The 22,580-nt window shown below is 73.4% G+C and carries 18 protein-coding genes; 13 read left to right on the forward strand and 5 right to left on the reverse strand.

What is annotated here, in order from left to right; translation table 11 throughout:
* Nucleotides 1-76: 76 nt before the first annotated feature.
* A complete protein-coding gene (locus ACFV9T_RS37730) occupies nt 77-901 on the reverse strand; it encodes an alpha/beta fold hydrolase (protein WP_385447197.1) in 825 nt (274 codons plus the stop codon).
* Between the two features lie 160 nt (nt 902-1,061).
* Nucleotides 1,062-1,694, reverse strand: a complete 633-nt coding sequence (locus ACFV9T_RS37735; RefSeq protein WP_385447199.1) for a lysophospholipid acyltransferase family protein — start codon at nt 1,692-1,694, stop codon at nt 1,062-1,064.
* A gap of 303 nt (nt 1,695-1,997) precedes the next feature.
* Here ACFV9T_RS37735 and ACFV9T_RS37740 point away from each other — a divergent pair, with 303 nt between their 5' ends.
* The 3 genes from ACFV9T_RS37740 (at nt 1,998) to ACFV9T_RS37750 (ending at nt 4,420) form a co-directional block, all read left to right on the forward strand.
* A complete protein-coding gene (locus ACFV9T_RS37740; protein WP_385447123.1) occupies nt 1,998-3,155 on the forward strand; it encodes a glycerophosphodiester phosphodiesterase in 1,158 nt (385 codons plus the stop codon).
* 118 nt (nt 3,156-3,273) lie between these two features.
* On the forward strand, nt 3,274-3,795 hold the full coding sequence (locus ACFV9T_RS37745; protein ID WP_385447124.1) for a sigma-70 family RNA polymerase sigma factor: 522 nt from the start codon (nt 3,274-3,276) through the stop codon (nt 3,793-3,795).
* Between the two features lie 118 nt (nt 3,796-3,913).
* Nucleotides 3,914-4,420, forward strand: coding sequence for a GNAT family N-acetyltransferase (locus ACFV9T_RS37750; protein WP_385447126.1), 507 nt, complete (start codon nt 3,914-3,916; stop codon nt 4,418-4,420).
* A 312-nt stretch (nt 4,421-4,732) separates the two neighbouring features.
* Here the strand turns inward: ACFV9T_RS37750 and ACFV9T_RS37755 are convergent, their stop codons facing one another.
* Entirely contained in the window at nt 4,733-5,152 is a 420-nt protein-coding gene (locus ACFV9T_RS37755; RefSeq protein WP_385447127.1) for a hypothetical protein, read from the reverse strand.
* The gene (locus ACFV9T_RS37760; RefSeq protein ID WP_385447129.1) at nt 5,145-5,513 is read right to left on the reverse strand and encodes a hypothetical protein; all 369 of its coding nucleotides are present in this window, start codon (nt 5,511-5,513) and stop codon (nt 5,145-5,147) included. The genes ACFV9T_RS37755 and ACFV9T_RS37760 overlap by 8 nt, the downstream gene beginning before the upstream one ends.
* 121 nt (nt 5,514-5,634) lie before the next feature.
* Here ACFV9T_RS37760 and ACFV9T_RS37765 point away from each other — a divergent pair, with 121 nt between their 5' ends.
* From ACFV9T_RS37765 to ACFV9T_RS37810, 10 genes are all read left to right on the forward strand, one after another.
* The gene (locus ACFV9T_RS37765; protein WP_385447131.1) at nt 5,635-6,279 is read left to right on the forward strand and encodes an HAD-IA family hydrolase; all 645 of its coding nucleotides are present in this window, start codon (nt 5,635-5,637) and stop codon (nt 6,277-6,279) included.
* Nucleotides 6,280-6,690: 411 nt separating this feature from the next.
* Nucleotides 6,691-7,734, forward strand: coding sequence for a methionine ABC transporter ATP-binding protein (locus ACFV9T_RS37770; RefSeq protein ID WP_385447133.1), 1,044 nt, complete (start codon nt 6,691-6,693; stop codon nt 7,732-7,734).
* A complete protein-coding gene (locus ACFV9T_RS37775) occupies nt 7,731-8,525 on the forward strand; it encodes a methionine ABC transporter permease (RefSeq protein ID WP_385447135.1) in 795 nt (264 codons plus the stop codon). The genes ACFV9T_RS37770 and ACFV9T_RS37775 overlap by 4 nt, the downstream gene beginning before the upstream one ends.
* Nucleotides 8,526-8,553: 28 nt before the next feature.
* The gene (locus ACFV9T_RS37780) at nt 8,554-9,381 is read left to right on the forward strand and encodes a MetQ/NlpA family ABC transporter substrate-binding protein (protein ID WP_385447137.1); all 828 of its coding nucleotides are present in this window, start codon (nt 8,554-8,556) and stop codon (nt 9,379-9,381) included.
* 170 nt (nt 9,382-9,551) lie between these two features.
* Nucleotides 9,552-10,208 carry a GNAT family N-acetyltransferase gene (locus tag ACFV9T_RS37785; protein WP_385447139.1) on the forward strand — a complete coding sequence of 219 codons (657 nt, stop codon included), beginning with the start codon at nt 9,552-9,554 and terminating at the stop codon, nt 10,206-10,208.
* 149 nt (nt 10,209-10,357) lie between these two features.
* Nucleotides 10,358-11,611: a precorrin-6y C5,15-methyltransferase (decarboxylating) subunit CbiE gene (gene cbiE, locus ACFV9T_RS37790; RefSeq protein ID WP_385447141.1), complete on the forward strand. Its 1,254-nt coding sequence runs from the start codon at nt 10,358-10,360 to the stop codon at nt 11,609-11,611.
* Nucleotides 11,612-11,889: 278 nt separating this feature from the next.
* Nucleotides 11,890-17,142 carry a nicotinate-nucleotide--dimethylbenzimidazole phosphoribosyltransferase gene (gene cobT, locus ACFV9T_RS37795; RefSeq protein ID WP_385447143.1) on the forward strand — a complete coding sequence of 1,751 codons (5,253 nt, stop codon included), beginning with the start codon at nt 11,890-11,892 and terminating at the stop codon, nt 17,140-17,142.
* A 135-nt stretch (nt 17,143-17,277) separates the two neighbouring features.
* A complete protein-coding gene (cobA, locus tag ACFV9T_RS37800) occupies nt 17,278-18,489 on the forward strand; it encodes a uroporphyrinogen-III C-methyltransferase (RefSeq protein ID WP_385447145.1) in 1,212 nt (403 codons plus the stop codon).
* Nucleotides 18,490-18,558: 69 nt separating this feature from the next.
* Complete coding sequence (locus ACFV9T_RS37805; RefSeq protein ID WP_385447146.1) at nt 18,559-19,377, forward strand: TrmH family RNA methyltransferase; 819 nt, start codon at nt 18,559-18,561, stop codon at nt 19,375-19,377.
* 735 nt (nt 19,378-20,112) lie between these two features.
* On the forward strand, nt 20,113-21,813 hold the full coding sequence (locus tag ACFV9T_RS37810; protein WP_385447148.1) for a phospho-sugar mutase: 1,701 nt from the start codon (nt 20,113-20,115) through the stop codon (nt 21,811-21,813).
* Between the two features lie 13 nt (nt 21,814-21,826).
* Here the strand turns inward: ACFV9T_RS37810 and ACFV9T_RS37815 are convergent, their stop codons facing one another.
* Entirely contained in the window at nt 21,827-22,471 is a 645-nt protein-coding gene (locus ACFV9T_RS37815; protein WP_385447149.1) for a PH domain-containing protein, read from the reverse strand.
* Nucleotides 22,472-22,580: the final 109 nt, after the last annotated feature.

A 22,580-nucleotide genomic window follows, 5' to 3' on the forward strand; every position in this document is an offset into this window, starting at 1 on the left:
GCCCCTCCCCGACCCCGGGGCAGCGCCCCGGTTCGGGAAGGGGCGGGGTGGGGACAAACCCCCGGTCAGGGATCCGCTACGCGTCGTCCGCCGCCAGCGAATCCAGGAAGCGCCCCACCGCCCACGCGTACTCCTTCGGCGCGTCATCGTGAATCCAATGCCCACACCCCGCGAACTCCCGCAACGTCGTACGCGGCCGCCGCCGAGCCATCTCCCGCGCATGCCCCTGCGGCAGCAGCGAAGAGTGCTCGCCGTGCATCAGCAGCGCAGGACACGCCGACCCCAGCCACTCCGCCCAGAAATCGCCCCGCATGGCCTCCTGCGAGGCCATCATGTGCGCGGGTTCGAACAGCAGGCGCCACCCACCCGTCGCCCGATCCCGCTCCGCGCTGTCGAGGAAGTACGACGCGTCGTGGATGCCACGGGACTCGATCTGGGCGCGCAGCCCCTCCCGGTCGGCGGCCCAGGTCGGCCAGCCGGAGACGTCGAGCACGGGGTGGGCGACCACCGGACGGTCCGTCACCGCGCCGATGTCCTCGACGACGAGGGCGCTCACCAGCTCCGGATGCCGCGCGGCGAGCGCGTACGCGGCGACCGCGCCCGTCGAGTGGGCGACGACCGGCACCGGACCCGGACGGCGCAGCTCGTCCAGCAGGGCGGCCGCGTCGGCGACGTACTCGTCCAGGGTGAACGGCCCGCCGCCCCCGGTCAGCCCGTGCCCCCGCTGGTCGAGCGCTATCACCCGGTACGCGGGGGCCAGGGCGGCGGCCAGCGGGGCGTACATCCGGCCGCGGCCGAAGTGCCCGTGCAGGGCGAGGACCGGGGTGCCCGGTCCGCCGAAGTCGGTGACGGCGAACCGACGACCGCGGAGGGACACGAAGTCGGGGGAGGGCACGGTCATTGTCGTCACCCGCGGCACGGTAGTGGCCGTCCCGGGCGCGAGACCAGTACATCGGGACGCCCTACCGACGGTGACAGGCCAATGACCGGAACAGACAGAAGAAGGGCAGAAGCTGACACTTCGATGTCAGCTTCCGCCCACCTCACACGCCCCGCCCGCTTCAGGCCGCCGCCTTCGCCTTCGTCGCGTAGATGTCCACGTACTCCTGCCCGGAGAGCCGCATGACCTCGCTCATGACCTCGTCGGTCACCGCCCGCAGCACGTACCGGTCGCGGTCCATGCCCTCGTAGCGGGTGAACTCCAGCGGTTCACCGAACCGCACCACCACCCGGCCGGGCCGCGGCAGCCCCTTGCCGCCCGGCTGGAGCCGGTCGGTGCCGATCATCGCGAACGGCACCACCGGCGCGCCGGTCATCAGGGTGAGCCGGGCGATACCGGTGCGGCCACGGTAGAGGCGGCCGTCGGGGGAGCGGGTGCCCTCGGGGTAGATGCCGAAGACCCGGCCCTCCTCCAGCACCCGGCGCCCGGTCATCAGCGCGGCGACGCCGCCGTGCCCGCCGTCCCGGTCGACCGGGATCATGCCGACGCCGGTGAAGAACCAGGCCATCAGGCGGCCCTTGAGGCCCTTGCCGGTCACGTACTCGTCCTTGCCGATGAAGAAGACCTGACGGTCACAGACGAGCGGCAGCACGAACGAGTCGATGAACGTGAGGTGGTTCCCGGCGAGGATCACCGGACCGGAGCCGGGAATGCGCTCCACGCCCTCGACCCGTGGACGGAACATCAGGCGCATCAGCGGACCGAGTACTGCCTTCAGGAACACGAAACGGGACAACGGGCCCTCCGGTCGGGGTCAAGGTCGGGGGCGTCCCGCCGTACGGTCCGTCAACCCGGTACCGCACAGAAACGCCGATGAGGACGATACTCGCCGGTCATGTCACCCCGCACACCGGGTTCACCCACCTGATACGCAGTGTTGACACCCGTTTCCCACGCGTTTCGCCGCAGGTCTCCCGTAGGAAAGGCCTACCCACCTACCATCAGCCCGTTCTCTGACAGGAATTGACGGTGCTGGACACCAGAGCGAGGAGTGCTCATGGAGCGCGAACAGCGCGAGCAAAAGCCCGGGCGGCGCGCCCTGCTGGGGGCCGCGGCCCTCGGCGCGGGAGCGGTGGCCCTGGGTGGCGCGGGCACGGCCGCCGCCGCGGAGGCGGGTGCCGGGGGGAAGCCCGGGCCGGTGCGCGGGCTGCCGGTGCCGACGGTGATCGGCCACCGGGGCGCCTCGGGCTACCGCCCCGAGCACACGCTCGGCTCGTACCAGCTCGCGCTGGACATGGGCGCGGACATCGTGGAGCAGGACCTCGTCCCCACCAAGGACGGGCATCTGGTGTGCCGTCACGAGAACGACATCACGGCCACCACCGACGTCTCCGCCCACCCGGAGTTCGCCGACCGCAAGACCACCAAGACGGTCGACGGCACCAAGCTGACCGGCTGGTTCACCGAGGACTTCACGCTCGCCGAGCTGAAGACGCTGCGCGCCAAGGAGCGCATCCCCGGCACCCGTCAGCGCAACACGCTCTACGACGGCCGCTGGGAGGTGCCCACCTTCGAAGAGGTGCTCCAGTGGGCCGAGCGCGAGGGCCGCAAGCGGGGCCGCAAGGTCTGGCTGTACGTCGAGACCAAGCACCCCACGTACTTCCGTAAGCTCGGCCTCGGGCTGGAGGATCGGGTCGCCAAGCTGCTCCGTAAGTACGGACGCCACAAGAAGGACGCGGCGCTCTTCCTCCAGTCCTTCGAGCCGAGCAGCATCCAGCGGCTGCGCAAGCTGGTCGACACGCCGTCCGTCGTGCTGCTGTCGACCATGACCAGCCGCCCGTGGGACTTCGTCGAGGCGAACGACCCGCGTACGGTCGCGGACCTCGTCAAGCCCGAGGGCCTGAAGTGGATCGCGAGCTTCGCCCAGGGCATCGGCCCCGACCTGTCGGTGATCATCCCGCGCACGCCCGACGGCAAGCTCGGCACGCCGACGAATGTGGTCAAGGACGCCCACGCGGCCGGGCTGATCCTGCACCCGTACACCATGCGCAACGAGAACACGTTCCTGCCGGTGGACTTCCGGCGCGGTAGCGACGTGAACGCGTACGGGGACGCCTTCGGCGTCTTCAAGGCGTACTTCGAGACCGGCATCGACGGGATCTTCTCCGACAACCCGGACACCGCGCTGCTCGCGGCGGCGGACTTCCGCAAGTAAGGGGTCCGGCGGGTTCGGCGGGCCGGGGACCGTCAATCCACGGCCCGCCGCCTCCCCGGACGGGTGACAGACCCGCGCCCCGGCAACCGGGTGCCGAGCGCGCCACGTCCCGCCCGGCATGGACCTTGTGGAGCAACTGCGTCCGCTGCTCGCCGCCGAGGCGGCGGCCGAGGCGTACGGCGCGGGGGTCGAGCCCGCCGAGCTGGAGCAGGCCGTCTGGCTGCGGCTGCTGGAGCGCACCCGGGACAGCGGCCCGCCGCCCCAGCCCGCGCGGTGGCTGCGCCGCGCGGTCCGCGCCGAGGTGCGCGGCGCCCGGCGCCGGGCGCGCCGTGAGGTCCCGTACGACCCGGTCGGCGACGGCCCGCCCAGCGGCCCCGAACCCCGCCCCGCCGAGGACGCCGCACTGACCGCCGTGAAGGGGCGCGCGCTGCGCGATGCGGTGCGCCGGTTACCGGGGCGCTGTCCGCGGGTGCTCGGGGTGATGCTGTCCCGGCCTGACCTGACATATCGCCAGATCGCAGGTGAGTTGGGTATCTCACAGGGCAGTCTGGGCCCGGTACGTTCCCGATGTCTGGGTTGCCTGCGCAGAATGCTCACGGCGGAGGTTGCGGCTCCTGAACCGTGGGGAAAGGAGCGTTAGACAATCGGCGCCCGGGAGGCGGCCACAACCAGGTGGCGCCTCCTATCCAGGCAATGAACCCCGGTCGCACCTACCCTCAGGCGGCCGGCGGACCGAGAAAAAGGGGAGGCATGCGCACATGGGCATGAGCGTGACCATCTCCGCGGCGACCGCGGACGACGCCGAGCAGATCCTCAAGCTGCAGTACCTGTGCTATCAGGGCGAGGCCGAGCTGTACGGCGACTACTCCATCGAGCCGCTGACGCAGACGCTCGACGACCTGCGCGCCGAACTGGGCAAGGGCTGTGTGCTGGTCGCCCGGCTCGGCGAGGAGGTCGTCGGCTCGGTCCGGGCCGCCGCAGTGGACGACACGGGCACGGCGGCCATCGGCAAGCTCATCGTCCACCCGCGGATGCAGCGCCACGGCCTCGGCGGGCGCCTGCTCGCGGCGATCGAGGCCCAGCTGGCCGAGGAGCGGGCCGCCAAGCGCTACCGCCTGGCCACCGGCCACCGCAGCGACGGCAACCTCCGGCTGTACCGCAAGTACGGCTACGCGCAGGTCGGCACGCAGGAGGTCAACCGCCGCCTGAGCCTGGTCACCCTGGAGAAGGACGCCACGGCCACGGCTTTCGCCGCCAGCGCGTAACGCCTGCGGCGAGCGCGGCACACACGGACGGGCTGGGCCCCATGGGCCAGCCCGTCCGCCGGATCAGCCCCCACCCCGCCCCTTCCCGAACCCGGAGCGGCGCCCCGGGCCCCGCCCGGGGGCTGCGCCCTGGGGTTTCGTTGCCGGGTGCGGCCCGGTGGCCGGGTTGTGCCCACCCGTCCCTCCCCCAGCTACCGCTGGGAGGTGCCCCCTCCGCGGGACGATTGCCCACAACTTTCCAGCCCCTCCGGCGTTTGAGGAGCGGGGGCCGGGGCGGAGCCCCGGCCCCGGGAAGGGGCGGGGTGGGGAAAGCTACGCGGCTCGGCGCGCGCGGCGGAGCCAGATCAGGCCCGTTACCGGGAGGAAGATCGGGATGAACAGGTAGCCCATGCCGTAGTCCGACCACACCGTCTGGTCGGGAAAGGCGGACGGGTCGGCGAGGGTCCAGGTGCCTACCGTCAGCACACCCAGCAGCTCCGCCCCACAGCACACCATCGCCGCCTTCCGCGCCCCCTCCCCACCCCGCACCAGCGAGACCGTGATGAAGGCGTACACCACGGCGGAGACCGCCGAGAGGACGTACGCCAGCGGCGCCTCGTCGAACTGGGCGATCAGCTGGTAGACCGAGCGCGACGCCGCGGCCACCGTGAACACCCCGTAGAGCATCACCAGCAGGCGACCGGGCCCCTGCCCGAGCCCGCCGCGTGACGAGGTTTCCGTTGACTCAGCCACCCACGCCTCCCCAGATGTCGTACAGCCGTACCTCCAGCACCGCCAGCACCACCGCCGCCGCCGCGACCGTCGCCGAGCCCCAGCGGGTCCGCTCGGCCAGCGACATGAACGCCGCGACGGGCACGGCGCACGCCGAGCCGACCAGATACGCGATGAAGATCGCCACGCCCTGATCGGGATCCGCGCCCTGCGCCAGCCGCACGATCCCGATGATCAGCTGGACGATCGCCAGCAGGGACACCACGGCCATGCCGATGAAGTGCCAGTCCTTGGTGGGCTGGTCACGGTAGGCGGCGAAGCCGCACCACGCGGCGAGCGCGAGGGCGGTCGCGCCCAGCACGGCGGTCAGCGCGTCGATCAACGGAACCTCCGCCAGCGAAACCGCCGCGCGGTGTGGTCCCGCACACAGGGGGTGACAAGCATGGGACGACTGTAATCGGCCCGAATGACCGCGTTGCGATCGGCCCCGTACGCTGCGCCCCATGAAGATCACCGCTGACGCGCTGCTGTTCGACAACGACGGAACCCTCGTCTCCTCCATGGAGTCCGTGGTCCGCTGCTGGACCCGCTGGGCCGAGGAGTACGGGGTGTCGGAGGAGTTCGCCCGGGTCGAGCTGCACGGCCGCCCGGCGGCCGACATCATCGGCGACCTGCTCCCCGCCGACCGCGTCGCGGAGGCCCGCCGCCGCATCGACGAGCTGGAGGTCGAGGACGTCCCGGGCGGGGTGCGGCTGCTGCCCGGCACCCTCGACCTGCTGTCCGGTCTGGAGCAGGACCGCTGGGCCGTGGTGACCTCCGCGGGCCGCGCGCTGGCCGAGGCCCGCCTCGCCGAGGCCGGGATACGCCCGGGGCTGCTGATCACCGCGGACGACATCACCCGCGGCAAGCCGGACCCCGAGCCCTTCCTGCTGGCCGCCGGGAAGCTGGGCGCGGACCCGGCCCGCTGCGTGGTCTTCGAGGACGCCCCGGCCGGGCTCGCCGCCGCCCGCGCCGCCGGGATGCGGACGGTGGCGTTGACCACAACGACCAGCCGGGACGAGCTGGACGCCGACGTCGTGGTGCCGGACCTGTCGGCCGTGTCGGCGCGGGCCGTCGACGGGGGAGTGGAGATCGTCGCGGGGGAGTGACGGAAGCCCCCGACCTCCTCCGGCAACCCGCCGACTGTCCACGGACTGGTCATCTAAGTCCACAATACGGACATGCTTGATCGGCCCGTCAGGGTCTCTGGTTTACTGGCGGCCATGACCACGACGAGCTGCCGCACCCCTGCGACCGAGGCGACGATGACGCCCGGTGCTCGTTGTCGGTGTCGAATGTGTGACCGCTGAGGGCCCCTGCCCGAGCCTCCCGCCCCGAAGGGAGACCGGCTACGCCTTACGTCCACGCGCCCGCGCGCGGACGTAGGCCTGCCCCGCGTCACCGGATCCCGAGCCCGCGCCCACACCGCGCACGCCCTCGGCCCGCCCACGCCGCTTCCGTAAGGAATGAACCGTGCCCGGCGGCACAACCGCCCTGCACTCAACAGTGACGGAAACCCTGTGATCACCACCACGGACCTGACAAAGGTCTACCGCTCACGAGGCCGCGAGGTTACCGCCCTCGACGGCGTCGATCTGCATGTCCGCGAGGGTGAGGTGTACGGCGTCGTCGGTCAGAGCGGCGCCGGTAAGTCCACCCTCATCCGCTGCGTCAACCTCCTGGAGCGCCCCTCGTCCGGCACGGTCACCGTGGCCGGTCAGGACCTGACCGCGCTCGCCGGACGGGGACAGCGGGCCGGGTCCGCGCTGCGCCAGGCGCGCAGCCGGATCGGCATGGTCTTCCAGCACTTCAACCTGCTCTCCTCGCGCACGGTGCGCGACAACGTCGAGCTGCCGCTGGAGATCCTCGGCGTCTCCGGCAAGGAGCGCACCCGCAAGGCCCTGGAGCTGCTGGACCTGGTCGGCCTCGCCGACAAGGCCAAGGCGTACCCCGCGCAGCTCTCCGGCGGCCAGAAGCAGCGCGTCGGCATCGCCCGCGCGCTCGCGGGCGACCCGAAGGTGCTGCTGTCCGACGAGGCGACCTCCGCGCTCGACCCCGAGACCACCCGCTCGATCCTCCAGCTGCTGCGCGACCTCAACCGGCAGCTGGGCCTCACCGTGCTGCTGATCACGCATGAGATGGACGTCGTCAAGACGATCTGCGACTCGGCCGCGCTGATGAGCGGCGGGCGGATCGTCGAGTCCGGCACGGTCACAGAGCTGCTCGCCACCCCCGGCTCCCAGCTGGCCCAGGAGCTGTTCCCGGTCGGCGGAGTCCCCTCGGGCGAGGACCGCACGGTCGTGGACGTGACGTTCCAGGGCGAGGCCGCGGCCAAGCCGGTGATCTCGCAGCTCTCCCGTACGTACAACATTGACATCTCGATCCTCGGCGCCGCGATGGACACCGTCGGCGGAGCCCAGGTCGGCCGGATGCGCATCGAGCTGCCCGGCCCGTTCGACGAGAACGTCGTACCGATCGGCTTCCTGCGGGAGCAGGGCCTCCAGGTCGACGTGGCCGATGTGGACGCGACGCAGACCGCCGTGCTCAAGGAGGGCGCCAAGTGACCTGGTCCGAGATGCAGCCCCTGTTGGAGCAGGCGTGTCTGGAGACGCTCTGGATGGTCGGCTGGTCGGCGGCCATCGCGATCGTCGGCGGCCTGCCGCTCGGCGTGCTGCTGGTGCTCACCGACCGGGGCGGCGTGCTGCCGAACGTGGTCGTGAACAAGGTCGTCGGGCAGGTCGTCAACATCGCCCGCTCGATGCCGTTCATCATCCTCATGGTCGCGCTGATCTCCTTCACCCGGATGATCGTGGGCACCACCATCGGCCCCGCCGCCGCGATCGTGCCGCTCGCGATCGGCGCCATCCCCTTCTACGCCCGGCTCGTGGAGACCGCGGTGCGCGAGGTCGACGGCGGGCTGGTGGAGGCCGTGCAGTCGATGGGCGGGTCCACCTGGACCGTCGTACGCAAGGTCCTGCTGCCCGAGTCGCTGCCGTCGCTGATCTCCAGCGCGACCACGACGATCGTCGCGCTCATCGGCTACTCGGCGATGGCCGGGACGGTCGGCGCGGGCGGCCTCGGCGACCTCGCCGTCCGCTACGGCTACCAGCGGTTCGAGACCCAGCTGATGTGGGTCACCGTGGCCATCCTCGCGGTGGTGATCTCCCTCATCCAGTTCGCCGGTGACGCCGCGGCCCGCGTTCTCTCGCACCGCAACCCCGCCTCGGCCGCGCCCCGGCTGGTGCTGCCGCGCCCCCGTACGGGCGAGAGCGCCGAGGCCCAGCCCGCAGAGACGACCGACGCGACCGGGTCCGCCGAGCCGAACGAGCCCGCCGGGCTGACCAAGACTCCCTGACACTTCCGTCCCCCGAAAGGCACTTTTCGTGCGTAACAGCATCAAGACCACCGCCGCCCTGCTCGCCGCCGCCGCGCTCACCGCCGGTGCGGCCGCCTGCTCCCCGCCGAGCAAGGGCGGCACCGACAAGAACGGCCCGCTGATCGTCGGCGCCAACCCCGTCCCGCACGCCGAGATACTCAACTACGTCAAGGACAACCTGGCGAAGAAGGAGGGTCTCAAGCTGGAGGTCAAGGAGTTCACCGACTACAACTCGCTGAACCCCGCCACCCAGGACGGCTCGGTCGACGCCAACTACTTCCAGAACAAGCCGTTCCTCGACGACTACAAGAAGAAGCGCGGCGGCGACATCGTGCCCGTGGTCACCGTGCACCTGGAGCCGCTCGGCCTCTTCTCGCACAAGGCGAAGAAGGCCGACGACCTCAAGAAGGGCGACACCGTCGCCGTCCCCAACGACGCGGTGAACGAGGCCCGGGCGCTCCAGCTGCTGGACACCCACGGCATCATCAAGCTCAAGAAGGGCGCGGGCACCGAGGCCACCCCCAAGGACATCGCGGAGAACCCCAAGGACCTGAAGTTCAAGGAGCTGGAGGCGCCGCAGCTGCCGAGGTCCCTGGACGACGTGGACGCCGCCGTCATCAACGGCAATTACGCCATCCAGGCCAAGCTCAACCCGGCCAAGGAGGCGCTGATCCTGGAGTCCCCGGACAACAGCCCCTACGGCAACTTCCTCGCCGTGAAGAAGGGCAACGAGGACGACCCGCGGATCAAGAAGCTGGCCAAGCTCCTCACCTCCCCGCAGGTGAAGAAGTTCATCAAGGACAAGTACGACGGATCCGTACTCGCGTCGTTCTAGACCCCCGTTGTTCTAGAAACCTACGACCGAACACGCAAGGCTCCGCATCCGGGCGACAATCGGATGCGGAGCCTTCCGTTTCCGCACCCCGTGCTGCATTTAGCAGGAGCGATGCTGCATGCTGGGCTCTTCGCCACGACCTTGAAACGACCCCGGTTACGGAGCGGCGCATGACATCCACTTTCCCGGACATCTCCATCAGCACGGAACGGCTGGTGCTGCGCCCGTTCGAGGAAGCGGACCTGCCCGCGCTCACGGACATGATGAACGACGAACTCGTCATCACCTGGAGCCGGGCCCCTCATCCGTACACCCACCGCGACGCACGCGACCAGGCGTTCCGGCTCGCCCCCGCCGAACGCACCACCGGGCGCGGAATCGTCTTCGCGGTCGCCGAATTCCTCACCCAGCGGCTCGTCGGAATCGTGCATCTGCGCAACACCGACTGGAAGGTCCTGGGCACCGAGATCAGCTATATCACCGCCCCCTGGGCGCGCGGCGAGGGCTATGCGGCGGAGTCGGTGCTGGCCGTCGCCCGCTGGCTGTTCCAGGACCAGAAGTTCGAGCGGCTGGAGCTGCGTACCGCCGCCGGGAACACCGCCGGGCAGCAGGTCGCGCAGAAGGTCGGCTGCATCAGCGAAGGCGTCCTCCGCAACGCGTACATAGCGCGCACCCAGATGGAGGACGGCGGCTGGACCGATCTGCGCACCGACCTCATCGTCTGGAGCCTGCTCCCGGAGGACCTGGAGGGCGCGCCCGAGCAACGGGACGAGTCCGAGGGCATCAGCGTCTTCCCCACGTACTCCGAGTACACCGACTGGCGCTGAACCCCGGCGCGCCGCGCCTCCGGTGCGCCCCCGGCGCACCACCTCCGCCCCTGCCCCCGGTCCGGTGGCCCGGACCCGGCGGGGTAATCTCTCCGGGCTGAGCACCCCCGGGGCGACTGACCTGCGACACATTTGGGAGACAGACGACGATGGCCGACCGCGTCACGGTGATCGGTTGGGACGGCTCCCCGCTCATGGACGTGGCCCGATCCGCCCTCGGCGCCGCCACCCTCGTGGCCGGTGCCGCCCACCACCTGGCGCTGCCCGAAGTCCCGCCCGGCGCCGAGCGCATCCGGCTCGGCAGCGTGGACCTCGCCGCCCGCCGCATCGCCCAGCACCGCGGCTCGGCCGTGGTGCTGGCCGACGGCGACCCCGGCTTCTTCGGCGTCGTACGCGCCCTGCGCGCCCCCGAGCACGGCCTGGAGGTCGAGGTCGTGCCCGCCGTCTCCTCCGTCGCCGCCGCGTTCGCCCGCGCCGGGATGCCCTGGGACGACGCCCAGGTCGTCGTCGCCCACAGCCGCGACCTGCGGCGCGCCGTCAACGTCTGCCGCGCCCACACCAAGGTCGCCGTCCTCACCTCGCCCGGCGCCGGTCCCGCCGAACTCGCCCTGCTCCTCGGCCCGGTGCACCGCACCTTCGTCATCTGCGAGGCCCTGGGCACAGAACGCGAGCAGGTCACCGTGCTGACCTCCGACAAGGCCGCCGATCACACCTGGCGCGACCCCAACGTCGTCATCGTCATCGGCGGCTCCGGCGCCGCCGGTGTCCGCACCGGCACCCCCACAGGACCCGCCCGCGGCGCCCTGCAGAGCGGCGGCTGGATCGCCGGGCGCGACCCCGGCTACCCCGGCTCCGTACGCGGCTGGGCGCTGCCCGCCCCCGCGTACGCGACCGTCCTCGGCGAGAACGAGTCGCAGCAGCTGCGCTCCTTCCAGCTCGCCCGCCTCGGTCCCCGCGTCGGCGACCTGGTCTGGGACATCGGCGCGGGCAGCGGCGCCGCCGCCGTCGAGACCGCCGGGTTCGGTGCCGCCGTCATCGCCGTGGACCGCGACCCGGAGGCCTGCGAGCGCGTCGACACCCTCGCCCGCCGCTTCGGCGTCCAGCTCCAGGTCGTCCAGGGCACCGCCCCCGAGGTCCTCGAAGACCTGCCCGAGCCGGACGTCGTCCGGGTCGGGGGAGGGGGCGCACCCGTCGTCGCCGCGTGCGCCGCGCGCCGACCCGAGCGCATCGTCACCCACGCCGTCACCCGCGACGAGGCGGAGGCCATCGGCGCCGCCCTGGAGGACGGCGGCTACGGGGTCGAGTGCCTCCTGCTGCAATCGGTCGAGTTGGACACCCGGGTGTGGGCCGAGCGCGAACGCGCGGTCGCCTTTCTCCTCTGCGGACACCGCCCGCACCAGTGATTTTGTCCCTGTGACGTTCGCCCCGAGCTTCGCCCCAGTGACCTTCTGGAAGCGTCGCGCGGGGTAGGCTGGCGGATCGTTGTACTGCCTGTGCCGCTGCCCGGTGTTCGGCGCTTTATCGGCCAAAGGCCGGAATGCGCCCCTTTCTTACCGGGCCGCGGTGGGCAAGCCTCGGGCGTGCCACGTGCCGCGCACGGCGCACGCTCGTTCTTGCTCACGGGGCTTGCTCCCGGCGGTAGGCGGTTGGAAGGAGCACTAGCGATGGGCGAGGGGTACGCATGACCGACACCGGCCAGGTCCCGGGCGAGGGACTGCCGGAGAACGCAGGCGGACGACTCGGACACCCGCACCCGGCGGATGTCCACTCCCCGCCTGCCGACGCCGGATACCCCTTCCTCGACGGCCCCGAAACCGGCACCGAGGAGGACGACCTGCTGCTGATGCCGGGTGCGCAGGGCGCCTGGAGCGAGCAGCAGGCGCAGCAGGCCCAGTACGAGCAGCAGGCCCAGTACGAGCACCAGCTCCCGTACCCCCCGCAGCAGCAGGGCCAGGGCCACGGGCTGTACGAGGGCGGAGTGCTGGACCCCGGCATGGCCGCGTACGCCGACGCGCAGATGCCCGAGCCGCAGCCGGTGGCCGAACCCGAGGCCGGTCCGGTTATCCACCCGGCGGCCGAGCAACCCGTCCAGCAGCCGTCCCAGGCCCCCGCCGCACCCCCCACGCCGCCCCGCCGCCCCCTGCACATGGGCCCGCCCGTGCCCGACCACACCTCCGGCAGCGGCATCGTCCGCTCCCTCGCCGACCGGGGCCCGGCCGCGGCCCGCAACACCGCCCCGCCCGTCCAGCAGCCCCAGCAGGCGCCCCCGCCCGAGCCGGTCGACTACGCCAGCGCCCCCGAGTACGCCGCCGGGCCCCAGTACTTCACCACCCAGCCCCAGCCCCAGCCCGAGGACCCCGGCCCGCTCCCGGGCCCGCAGCTCGGCGAAGCCCCGCCGCCCGGCGACGCCTGGGGCCCCCCACCCGCAGAAACGGTCGGTCTGGGCGAGCCGACGGCGATGGACCTGGGCTACGCGGACCCGACGTACGCCGACCCGGCGTACCCCGACCCCGCCGCCTACCCGGACCCGGGCTACGCCGACCCGGCGTACCCCGACCCCGCCGCCTACCCGGACCCGGGCTACGCCGACCCCGCCGCGACCATCCCGCCCCAGGGCGGGGCGCCCGTCATGGAACCCGGCCACCCGCCCCTCGACATCCCGGCCCAGATCCAGCCGGGCATCACCCCGGACCAGCTCTACGCGGGCCCCCAGGCCGTCATCCCGGCCCAGATCCCCCACCCCTACGCCGACCCTGACCACGCGATAGTCGCCGACCCGCACCCCGCGCCCCCCGAGACGCACTTCCCGGCTGACCCGGCTGCCGCCGACGCGCAGGCCCTGCCTGCCGATGCACAGTTCCCGGCGGACCCGGCCGCCCCGGGCCAGCCTCCGGCGCCGGAGGATGCCGAACCGGGCGAGGCCCCGGCCCTGCAGGCTGACGCGCAGGCCGTGCCCGCCGAGGCGCAGTTCCCTGCCGACCCGGCTGCCCCGGACGAGGCTCCCGCGCCGGAGGCCGTCGGGCTGGCTGCGCATGCCGATGCGCAGGCCCTTGCCGACCAGGCTGCCGCCGACGCGGCCTCGAGCCCGGAGGCCGAGGCGCAGTACCCGCTAGACCCGGCTGCTGCCGACGCGCAGGCTCCCGGCGACTCGGCCGCCGCCGATGCGCAGGCGCTGGCCGATCCGGCCGCCGCCGACGGGGCCTCGTCCGCAGGGGCGGCTGCGCAGCTCCCGGTCGACCCGGCTGCTCCGGGCGAGGTTCCGGTGCCGGAGGCTGACGCGCAGTCCGTGCCTGGCGAGGCTGCCGCCGACGCGGCCCCGGCCTCGGAGGCCGTCGGGCAGGCCCTGCCCGCCGAGGTGCAGACCCCGGCGGACCCGGCTGCCCCGGGTGAGGCTTCCGCGCCGGAGGCCGTCGGGCAGGTTGCGCCCGCCGATGCGCAGGCCTCGGGCGACCCGTCCGCCGCCGACGCGACCTCGGCCCCGGAGGCCGCCGCACAGACCGTGCCTGCCGAGGCCCAGTCCCCGGCTGCCCCGGGTGAGGCTCCGGTGTCGCAGGCCGCCGCCGACGCGGCTTCGGGGGCCGGGACGCAGGTTGCGGCCGATGCGGCTGCTCCGGGCGAGGTCCCGGCGTCGGAGGCCGACGCGCAGGCTGCGCCCGCTGACGCCGAGACCCCGGCCGACTCGGCCGCTGCCGAGGCGCAGACTCCGGCTGACCAGGCATCCGCTGAGGCGGCTTCGGGGGCCGGGGCGCAGGTTGCGGCCGATGCGGCTGCGCCGGGCGAGGTCCCGGTGCCGGGGGCTGACGCGCAGGCTGCGCCCGCCGATGCGGAGACCCCGGCTGACCAGGCTGCCGCCGACGCGCAGGCCCTGCCCGCCGAGGTGCAGACTCCGGCCGACCTGGCTGCCGCCGACGTGGCCTCGGAGGCTGGGGCGGAGGTTGCGGCCGATGCGGCTGCTCCGGGTGAGGTTCCGGCGTCGGGGGCCGATGCGCAGGCCGCGCCCGCCGACGTGGAGACCCCGGCCGACCCGCCTGCTGCCGATGCACAGGTTCCGGCTGACCAGGCCGCCGCTGACGTGGCCTCGGAGGCTGGGGCGGAGGTTGCGGCCGATGCGGCTGCTCCGGGTGAGGTTCCGGCGTCGGAGGCTGACGGGCAGGCTGCGCCCGCCGATGCGGAGACCCCGGCTGACCAGGCTGCCGCCGACGCGGCCCCGGCTTCGGATGCCGATGCGCAGACTCCGGTGGACCCGGCTGCTCCGGGTGAGGCTCCGGTGTCGCAGGCTGCCGCCGACGCGGCTTCGGAGGCTGGGGCGGAGGTTGCGGCCGATGCGGCTGCTCCGGGTGAGGTTCCGGTGCCGGGCGCCGATGCGCAGGCCGCGCCTGCCGAGGCTCAGGCTCCGGCGGACCCGGCTGCCCCGGGTGACGTTCCGGTGTCGGGGGCCGATGCGCAGGCCGCGCCCGCCGATGCACAGGTTCCGGCTGACCAGGCTGCCGCCGACGTGGCCTCGGAGGCTGGGGCGGAGGTTGCGGCCGATGCGGCTGCTCCGGGCGAGGTTCCGGTGTCGGGGGCCGATGCGCAGGCCGCGCCCGCCGACGCGGAGGCCCCGGCCGACCCGGCCGCTGCCGATGCACAGGCTCCGGCTGACCAGGCATCCGCTGAGGCGGCTTCGGGGGCTGAAGGGCAGGCCGCGTCCGCTGACGCGGCCACCCCGGGCGACTCGGCCACTGCCGACGCGCAGACCCTGGCTGACCCGGCTGCCGCCGATGCGGTCCCGGCCTCGGAAGCCGAGGCGCAGTCCCCGGTGGACCCGGCTGCCCCGGGTGAGGCTCCGGTGTCGCAGGCCGCGCCTGCCGATGCGGAGACCTCGGCCGACCCGGCCGCCCCCGACCCGGCCGCGGAGGCCGACGTACCGGACGCGGCTGCCGAGGCGCAGGCCCCGGCCGACGCGCAGGACGGGACGGCCGAGCCGCAGGCACCCGGGGCCGAGGCGGCTCCCGGGGAGAATCCCGAGGCGGTGGCGGCCGAGACCGACGACGCCGAGGGCTCCGAAGAAGGGGCGACCACAGCCGTGGGGCCGGACGATGACGAGACCGCACCCGACGGCGAATCGGCAGAAGGCGACGCCGAAACCGACCCGCAGGGCGAACAGGGCGAACAGGGCGAAGAGGACGAGCACGAGGACGACGCGCAGACGTCGTCCGAGCCCGCCGGGGCCGGATACGACGACGCCGAGCGCGCCGCCGTCCACCGCGTGATGCGCGAGCGCCGCGACATCCGCAACGGCTTCCGGCCCGACCCCATCCCGCACGAGGTGCTGCGCCGCGTACTGGAGGCCGCGCACACCGCGCCCAGCGTGGGGCAGTCCCAGCCGTGGGACTTCGTCGTCATCCGCTCCGAGGAGACCCGGCGCACCATGCACGAGCTGGCCGTGCGCCAGCGCGACGCGTACGCCAAGTCCCTCCCCAAGGGCCGGGCCAAGCAGTTCAAGGAACTGAAGATCGAGGCGATCCTCGAGACGCCGATCAACATCGTCGTCACCGCCGACCCCACCCGCGGCGGCCGCCACACCCTCGGGCGGCACACCCAGCCGCAGATGGCGCCGTACTCCTCCGCGCTCGCCGTGGAGAACCTGTGGCTCGCCGCCCGCGCCGAAGGGCTCGGCGTCGGCTGGGTCAGCTTCTTCGACGAGCGCGAGATGGTCAGTACGCTCGGCCTCCCGGACCACCTGGAGGCCGTGGCGTACCTGTGCGTCGGGTATGTGGACGAGTTCCCAGAGGAGCCGGAGCTGCTGCGTTCCGGCTGGTCCAAGCGCCGCCCGCTGTCGTGGGTCGTCCACGAGGAGTCGTACGGGCGGCGCGCGCTGCCCGGCGAGGACCCGCACAGCCTGCTGACGGAAACCCTCCAGGGCATCCGTCCGCTGGACGCCAAGGCGCTCGGCGAGGCGTGGGAGCGGCAGAAGCGGATGACCAAGCCGTCCGGCGCGCTCGGCATGCTGGAGATCATCTCCGCGCAGCTCAGCGGCCTGTCCCGGCAGTGCCCGCCGCCGATCCCGGAGCCCGCCGCGGTCGCGATCTTCGCGGGTGACCACGGGGTGCACGCCCAGGGCGTCACCGCGTGGCCGCAGGAGGTCACCGGCCAGATGGTCGCCAACTTCCTCGGCGGCGGCGCGGTCTGCAACGCCTTCGCGAGCCAGGTCGGCGCCGAGGTGTGCGTCGTGGACGTGGGCGTGGCCAGCGAACTCCCCTCCACCCCCGGTCTGCTGCCGCGCAAGATCCGGCCCGGGACCGGCGACTTCACCACCGGCCCCGCCCTCACCCGCGAAGAGGTGCTGCGCGCCCTCGAAGTGGGCATCGAGACCGCCCGCGACCTGGTCGCCGCCGGGAACAAGGCGCTGCTCACCGGCGAGATGGGCATCGCCAACACCACCACCTCGGCCGCCCTGGTCTCCGTCTACACCGGCGCCGACCCGGCCGAGGTGACCGGCCGCGGCACCGGCATCAACGACGAGATGCACGCCCGCAAGATCGACGTCGTACGGCGCGGTCTGGAGCTGCACCAGCCCGACCCGGCCGACCCCATCGGCGTCCTCACCGCCTTCGGCGGCCTGGAGCACGCCGCCATGGCCGGGCTGCTGCTGGGCGGCGCCTCGCTGCGTACGCCCGTCATCCTGGACGGGGTCAGCGCGGGCGCCGCCGCCCTCGTCGCCCGCGCCATCGCCCCCGAGGTGCTGGCCGCGTGCATCGCGGGCCACCGCAGCGCCGAGCCGGGCCACGTCGCGGCCCTCAACAAGCTGGGCCTGCGCCCCCTGGTCGACCTGGACCTGCGCCTCGGCGAGGGTACGGGCGCCCTGCTCGCCCTCCCCGTGGTGCAGAGCGCCGCGCGGGCGATGCACGAGGTGGCCACGTTCGACTCCGCCGGAGTCACGGAGAAGAACTGACGTGCGCCCCCGCCACGTAAGGTGTCGGCGGGGGCCACGCCCCACCACATGATCAGCACCACTTGATCAGCAAAACTTGAGCAGCCGCTCCAGCGCCGCAGCGGCAGGCATTCGCATGAGGAGAGCCGCACCGCCATGTCCGAGAATTTCGCATACCCGGTCGGACTGCGCCTCACGGGGCGGCGCGTCGTCGTCCTCGGGGCGGGCCAGGTCGCCCAGCGGCGGCTGCCCGCGCTGATCGCCGCGGGCGCGGACATCCTGCTGATCTCGCCCTCCGCGACCCCCTCCGTCGAGGCCATGGCCGAGGCGGGGGAGGTGCGCTGGGAGCGCCGCCGCTACCAGGACGGCGACTTCGAGGACGCCTGGTACGCGCTGATCACCACCGACGACCCGGCCGCCAACGCCGCCGCCTCCGCCGAGGCCGAGGCGCGCCGCGTCTGGTGCGTACGCAGCGACGACGCCGAGGCCGCCTCCGCGTGGACCCCGGCCACCGGGCGCAGCGAGGGCGTCACCGTCGCCGTGCTCACCGGGCAGGACCCGCGCCGCTCCGCCGCCGTGCGCGACGCCGTGGTGGAGGGCCTGCGCGACGGCACTCTCGCCGCCCCCCGCCACCGCACCCGAGGCCCGCACGTCGCCCTGGTGGGCGGCGGCCCCGGCGACCCGGACCTGATCACCGTGCGCGGCCGCCGCCTCCTCGCCGAGGCGGACGTGGTGGTCGCCGACCGGCTCGGCCCCCGCGACCTCCTGGACGAACTCCCGCCGCACGTCGAGGTCATCGACGCCGCGAAGATCCCGTACGGCCGCTTCATGGCCCAGGAGGCGATCAACAACGCGCTGATCGAACACGCCAAGGCGGGCAAGTCCGTCGTCCGGCTCAAGGGCGGCGACCCGTTCGTCTTCGGCCGTGGCATGGAGGAGGCCGAGGCGCTGGCCGAGGCCGGAATCCCGTGCACGGTCGTCCCCGGCATCTCCAGCTCCATCAGCGTCCCGGCCGCCGCCGGGATCCCGGTCACCCACCGCGGGGTCGCCCATGAGTTCACGGTGGTCAGCGGCCATGTCGCCCCCGACGACCCGCGCTCCCTCGTGGACTGGTCCGCGCTGGCCAGCCTGCGCGGCACGCTCGTCCTCATGATGGCCGTCGAGAAGATCGGCGCCATCGCCGCCGCCCTCGTCCAGCACGGCCGGGGCCCGGACACCCCCGTCGCCGTCATCCAGGAGGGCACCACCGCCGCCCAGCGCCGCGTGGACGCGACCCTGGCCACGGTGGGCGACACGGTCGCCGCCGAGGGCGTACGGCCCCCCGCGGTCATCGTCATCGGCGACGTGGTCGCCGTCGGCTCCCGCTGACGTAACCACCGGTAACTTCCTCACGTCGCCGCATTGGCACGGCATCCAGGACAAGGCAGTATCACTCAAGTGGCTGATCTCATCACCGTCGATGATCCCGACGACCCGCGGCTGCGCGACTACACGGGTCTGACCGATGTGGAGCTACGACGCAAGCGCGAACCCGCCGAAGGGCTGTTCATCGCCGAGGGCGAGAAGGTGATCCGGCGGGCCCGCCTCGCGGGTTACGAGATGCGCTCGATGCTGCTGTCGTCCAAGTGGGTCGACGTCATGCGCGACGTCATCGAGGACGTCCCCGCCCCCGTCTACGCCGTCAGCCCCGAACTGGCCGAACGCGTCACGGGCTACCACGTCCACCGGGGCGCCCTCGCCTCCATGCAGCGCAAACCGCTGCCCGAGGCCGAGGAACTCCTCGGGCACGCCCGACGCGTCGTGATCATGGAGTCCGTCAACGACCACACCAACATCGGCGCCATCTTCCGCAGCGCCGCCGCCCTCGGCATGGACGCCGTCCTCCTCTCCCCGGACTGCGCCGACCCCCTCTACCGCCGCTCCGTGAAGGTCTCCATGGGCGCCGTCTTCTCCGTCCCGTACGCCCGGCTGGAGACCTGGCCGCGCGGCCTCGAAGCGGTCCGGCACGCGGGCTTCAAGATCCTCGCCCTCACGCCCGACGAGAAGGCGACCTCGCTCGACGACGCCGCTCCCCACCGCCTCGACCGCGTCGCCCTGATGCTGGGCGCCGAGGGCGACGGCCTCTCCACCCAGGCCCTGATGGCCGCCGACGAATGGGTCCGCATCCCGATGGCGCACGGCGTCGACTCCCTCAACGTGGGCGCGGCCGCGGCCGTAGCGTTCTACGCGGTCACCACGGGCCGCCCCGAGTCATAGCGTCCCGCGCCGGGTGGGGGCTCCGCCCCCACACCCCCGCCGGGGCTCCGCCCCGGACCCCGCTCCTCAAGCGCCGGAGGGGCTGGATTGTGCGAATCCGGAACGGGGCGCGGGTGCGCGGACGGTGCGGTGGTGGGTGCCGGTGCGGGGCCTCCGGGGCAGGGTCCCGGACTCGTATATTTACGGCGCCGCTGACCAGGAGCGTGAAGTGACCGTCGAACGATCGGCGCCACAAATACACGGCGTCGTCCGAGACCCCACCCCTGCGACCCCACCCCTCCCGCCGGACGGCGGCTCCCCGCCGGTGGGGCCAGCCCCGGCCCGGCCCCGGTCCACCCGGTGGCGGCCACCGGGCAGGGGTGGGCGCGGCCAGCCGCCAGACGACGGGCCAACGACCTGTGACCGCCGACGATCCGAGGGGCACCCACCCCACCTGGGACCGGAACCGCACCCGGGGCTGGCCCCACAGGCGGGGAGCCGCTACTCGGCGGGAGGGGGCGGGGTCGCAGGGGTGGGGTCCTGGACGACGACGTGTATTTGTGGCGCCGTGGACTTCCGGCCCACCTCACGTTCCACGGCAGCGGCGCCGTAAATATACGAGTCCAGGGCCCCGCCCCGGAGGCGCCGCACCCGGCACCCACCACCCCAGCAACCGCGCACCCACCCCCACCCGCAGCCGCAGCCGCAGCCGCACAAGGCACTCGCACCCGCACCCCCACCCAGGAGGCCCACCACATGGCGCTCGACCTCATCGACCAGGCCCGCACCTGGCTGGCCGAGGACCCCGACCCCGAGACGCGCGCCGAGCTGCGCGCGCTGCTGGACGCGGCCGAGGAGGGGGACAACGACGCGGCGCGGCGCGCGCTCGCCGCGCGCTTCGACGGCACGCTGCAGTTCGGCACCGCGGGCCTCCGCGGTGAACTGGGCGCGGGGCCCATGCGGATGAACCGCGCCGTCGTCATCCGCGCCGCCGCCGGGCTGGCCGCGTACCTCGCGAAGCAGCCGCAGTACGACGCCACCGGCCTCGTCGTCATCGGCTACGACGCCCGCTACAAGAGCGCGGAGTTCGCGCGCGACACGGCGGCCGTCATGACTGGCGCCGGATTCCGCGCGGCGCTGCTGCCGCGTCCGCTGCCGACGCCGGTGCTCGCGTTCGCCATCCGGCATCTGGGGGCCGTCGCGGGGATCGAGGTCACGGCGAGCCACAACCCGCCGCGCGACAACGGGTACAAGGTCTACCTGGGCGACGGCTCGCAGATCGTTCCGCCCGCCGACGCGGAGATCGCGGCCGAGATCGCGGCGATCGGCGGCCTGGACGACGTACGCCGCCCGGAGGCCGGGTGGGAGACGCTGGACGACGCCGTCCTGGACGCGTATCTGGCCCGTACGGACGCCGTGCTGACGCCCGGCTCGCCGCGCGACGCCCGGGTGGTCTACACGCCGCTGCACGGCGTGGGCCGCGAGACGCTGAGCGCCGCGTTCGCGCGGGCGGGCTTCCCGGCGCCGACGGTGGTGGCCGAGCAGGCGGAGCCGGATCCGGCGTTCCCGACGGTGGCGTTCCCGAACCCGGAGGAGCCGGGGGCGATGGACCTGGCGTTCGCGACGGCGCGCGAGGCGGCGGGCGAGGCGGCGCCGGACATCGTCATCGCTAACGACCCGGACGCGGACCGCTGCGCGGTGGCGGTCCCGGCGCCCGGGACGGGCAGCGGCTGGCGGATGCTGCGCGGCGACGAGGTCGGCGCGCTGCTCGCCACCCACCTCGTCCACAGGCGGCGCGCCCGTGGCGCGTTCGCGACGACGATCGTCTCCTCGTCGCTCCTGTCCCGCATCGCGGCCGACGCGGGCGCGGCGTACGCGGAGACGCTGACGGGGTTCAAGTGGCTGGCCCGGGTGGACGGTCTGCGGTACGCGTACGAGGAGGCGCTCGGGTACTGCGTGGACCCGGAGGGCGTGCGCGACAAGGACGGGATCACGGCCGCGCTGCTGGTCGCGGAGCTGGCGTCGGAGCTGAAGGGGCAGGGGCGTACGCTCGCCGACCTGCTGGACGACATCGCCGTGGCGCACGGTCTGCACGCCACCGATCAGTTGTCCGTACGGGTCGAGGACCTGTCCCTGATCGCGGCGGCGATGCGGCGCCTGCGCGAGGAGCCCCCGGCCGAGCTGGCGGGCCTGGCGGTCGCCTCGGCCGAGGATCTGTCCCGGGGTACGGAGACCCTGCCCCCGACGGACGGGCTGCGGTATCTCCTGGCCGGGAAGGACGCCGTCCGCTCGGCGCGGGTCATCGTGCGGCCGAGCGGTACGGAGCCCAAGCTGAAGTGCTACCTGGAGGTGGTCGTGGACGTGCCCACGGCCGAGGACCTGCCCCGGGCCCGCGCCACGGCGGAAACGGTGCTGGCGGCCCTGAAGAAGGACCTCGCGGCGGCGGCCGGGATCTGAGCCGACGGTTGCCTCAGATCACCAGCATGATCACCAGCAGCACGGCCCCGGCCAGGGTCGGCGCGATGACCTCGAACGCCCAGCGCACCTCGGGCTCGCCCTGCGCGCCCTCGCGGGCCGCGTTGGACTCGGCCAGTTCGCGCAGATCGCCGATCGTCTGGTCGGCCTGGGCGCGCCGGTCCGCCGTGGCGCTCTGGCCGGGCGTACGGCCGAGGAACGTCGGCGACGCCGCGTCGCGGTTCTGCTGCCGGGCGGCGCGCTTGCGCTGGCGCAGCGAGACGGGGACGGCCCACAGCTGGTACGTCGCGCCGCCCGCCAGCACCTCGCTGGTGTAGCTCGCCCGCAGGGTGTCGACGGAGGCCCAGGGGAGGGTGATGGTGCGGAAGGGGTTGCGTACGAGCAGCCGGTCCGCGCCCGCGTACACCGCCGGGCGCACGGTGAAGGCGATCACCACCGGCACGGCGCACAGCAGCCCGGCGAGGGCCAGCCACGGGGTGCGGCCCTCGCCGCGCAGGATGGCGTCGATGCCGAGCCAGCCGCCGAGGGCGAGCAGCAGGACGCCGCCCGCGATGCCGCCCGGGGAGCGGTAGACGCGGTCGCCGTACGTGGGCTCCTCGTCGGGCTGCGGGGGGCGTGCGGGGTCGTCCGGGCTCGTCATGGGGCCGATTGTGCCGCACGGCCGGGCGCGTTGGGCCTCGGGATCAACACGGAACGAGCACGGATCGGGGACCGGAGCAGGGCCGGAGCGGGACCGGGTCGGGGTCGAT

Origin of the sequence: Streptomyces sp. NPDC059850 (assembly GCF_042731515.1) — a bacterium.
Classification (GTDB): Bacteria; Actinomycetota; Actinomycetes; order Streptomycetales; family Streptomycetaceae; genus Streptomyces.

Bases quoted from the DNA above. Each gene is read 5' to 3' on its own strand.
- ACFV9T_RS37730 (WP_385447197.1), bottom strand. From the start codon at position 901: ATGACCGTGCCCTCCCCCGACTTCGTGTCCCTCCGCGGTCGTCGGTTC.
- ACFV9T_RS37735 (WP_385447199.1), bottom strand. From the start codon at position 1,694: ATGCGCCTGATGTTCCGTCCACGGGTCGAGGGCGTGGAGCGCATTCCC.
- ACFV9T_RS37740 (WP_385447123.1), top strand. From the start codon at position 1,998: ATGGAGCGCGAACAGCGCGAGCAAAAGCCCGGGCGGCGCGCCCTGCTG.
- ACFV9T_RS37745 (WP_385447124.1), top strand. From the start codon at position 3,274: ATGGACCTTGTGGAGCAACTGCGTCCGCTGCTCGCCGCCGAGGCGGCG.
- ACFV9T_RS37750 (WP_385447126.1), top strand. From the start codon at position 3,914: ATGGGCATGAGCGTGACCATCTCCGCGGCGACCGCGGACGACGCCGAG.
- ACFV9T_RS37765 (WP_385447131.1), top strand. From the start codon at position 5,635: ATGAAGATCACCGCTGACGCGCTGCTGTTCGACAACGACGGAACCCTC.
- ACFV9T_RS37785 (WP_385447139.1), top strand. From the start codon at position 9,552: ATGACATCCACTTTCCCGGACATCTCCATCAGCACGGAACGGCTGGTG.
- cbiE (WP_385447141.1), top strand. From the start codon at position 10,358: ATGGCCGACCGCGTCACGGTGATCGGTTGGGACGGCTCCCCGCTCATG.
- cobT (WP_385447143.1), top strand. From the start codon at position 11,890: ATGACCGACACCGGCCAGGTCCCGGGCGAGGGACTGCCGGAGAACGCA.
- cobA (WP_385447145.1), top strand. From the start codon at position 17,278: ATGTCCGAGAATTTCGCATACCCGGTCGGACTGCGCCTCACGGGGCGG.
- ACFV9T_RS37810 (WP_385447148.1), top strand. From the start codon at position 20,113: ATGGCGCTCGACCTCATCGACCAGGCCCGCACCTGGCTGGCCGAGGAC.
- ACFV9T_RS37815 (WP_385447149.1), bottom strand. From the start codon at position 22,471: ATGACGAGCCCGGACGACCCCGCACGCCCCCCGCAGCCCGACGAGGAG.